This window comes from Variovorax sp. 01T439_2 (assembly GCF_056398445.1).
Window position 1 is genome coordinate 1 of record NZ_JBFTPJ010001080.1, and the last position, 1829, is coordinate 1829.

Consider the following 1829-nt stretch of genomic DNA (forward strand, 5'->3'; position numbering starts at 1 on the left):
GACCTGCACAGCGTCGACGCGCCGTTCGAGGTCAGGCCCTTCGAGATCCGCCAGCAGTGGCACGAGCGCTTTCACCAGGACAGCGGCAACCGCTGGCTGCGCGAGCTGATCTTCGGGCTCTTCCATGAACGGTCGAGCCGCGAGCCTGCGCCGCAGGCGCGAGCCACCTGATCAGGCTTGCGGCGGCGCGCCCTCCCATGCGCGGCCGAGCAGGGCGCGCAGCGCCGCCTTCTCGAGCGGCCGCGGATTCGGATACTGGTTGGAGACTGCCAGATCGGCTGCATGCTCAAGACCGGCGGCCGGCATGCCGATGGCCTTCAGCGACACGGCAGCGCCGTGCGTTCTTGCGAGTTCGAAGAACCCCATGGCCGCCTCCGCGGTTCCCAGGGCTCTTGCAATGCGCGCCATGGCCTCTGGCGCCGCGCTCGCGTTGTACGCCAGCGCATACGGAAGAACCACGGTGTGCACCTGCGCATGCGGCAGGTCGAAGGTTCCGCCCAGCGTGTGGCACAGCTTGTGGTGCAGGCCCATCGACACGGCACCGAGCACCGTGCCGCACAGCCAGGCGCCATAGAGAGCCTGGCTGCGCGCGGGCAGGTCGCGCGGGTTGCCCCGCAGCGGCTGCAGCGCCGCCGCGCAGGCGCGGATGCCTTCTTCGGCCATCAACGAGATCACCGGGTTGCCGTCGTGCGCATACAGGCCTTCCGCCGCGTGCGCCATCGCATTGATCGCGCTCGTGACCGTCAGGTCCAGGGGCAGCGACAGCGTGAGCTTGGGGTCGTAAATGACGACACGCGGAAGCACGCGCGCGTCGCGCCCGGTCTTCTTCAGGCCCGCTTCCGTGATGCCGTAGATGGGCGTCGCCTCGCTGCCCGCATAGGTCGTCGGCACCGCGATGATCGGCAGGCCGGACTCCAGCGCAATCGCCTTGCCGAGCCCGATGGTGGAGCCACCACCCACCGCCAGCGCGCAATCCGCCTTCAGCTCCGAAGCCAGTGCGCGTGCCTTGCGCGCGGTCTCGATCGGCACGTGCATGGCTGCTTCGTCGAAGATCCCTGCGATGCGGCCCGGCAGCCGGTCGGCAATGGCTTGCGCCTGCTCGCGCTGGTTGGGCGTGCACAGGACGAGGGCGCGCGTCGCGCCCAGGCGCTCGATCTCCGCCGGCAGCTGGTCGATGCTGTCCGCGCCGAAGACGATGCGCGAAGGGCTCGCGGTGTAGACGAAGCGCTCCATGCCTCTAGTCCCTGGATGCGTTGTTCAACACGAAGTCGTAGTCGAGCGTGTGGAACGGCACCTTCATGTGCGTTCCGTCGGGCGCCACGCCGGGCTCGTGGCGCTTCCAGTCGGCGATGAGGGAAGAGCGCACGCCGAAGACGGCGTCCGAGCCCAGGTAGTTGCCGCCCGAGCGGAACACATGGGTGATGAGCGTCTCGTAGCCCGGCGCCTTGATCATGAAGTGCAGGTGCGCGGGACGCCACGGGTGGCGCCCGAGCTGCTCCAGCATCTGGCCCACCGGGCCATCGTGCGGAATGGCATAGGGCACGGCCACGATGGACCTGAAGTGGTAGCGCCCGTCCTCCAGGCTCTTCAGCTGGCCACGACCCTGCGCATGGTCCAGCCCGGGGCGCTGCACGTCGTAGCAGCCTTCATCGTCGGACTGCCACACGTCGATGCTCGCATGGCCGATCGGCTCGCCGCCGATGCCCCGGATGGTGCCGGCGACGAAGCAGGGCTCGCCGCTCGCGCCGTTGGAGATGTCGTCGCCATTGCGGTATGCCGGCGCATCGGGCACGTAGAAGGGCCCGAACACCGTCGCCTCGGTGCATCCC

The 1829-nt window shown here is 69.0% G+C and carries 2 protein-coding genes; both read right to left on the reverse strand.

The annotated features are described in order from the left end of the window. Positions 1-171: 171 nt before the first annotated feature. Positions 172-1233 (reverse strand): maleylacetate reductase, encoded by a 1062-nt coding sequence (locus tag AC1DOC_RS32115; protein WP_478080671.1) that lies wholly within the window; start codon positions 1231-1233, stop codon positions 172-174. Positions 1234-1237: 4 nt separating this feature from the next. Further along, positions 1238-1829 (reverse strand): dioxygenase family protein (locus AC1DOC_RS32120; RefSeq protein ID WP_478131380.1); only part of this gene is annotated, 592 nt, incomplete at its 5' end.

Coding starts and splice junctions, on each gene's coding strand:
- AC1DOC_RS32115 (WP_478080671.1), bottom strand. CDS start 1,233: ATGGAGCGCTTCGTCTACACCGCGAGCCCTTCGCGCATCGTCTTCGGC.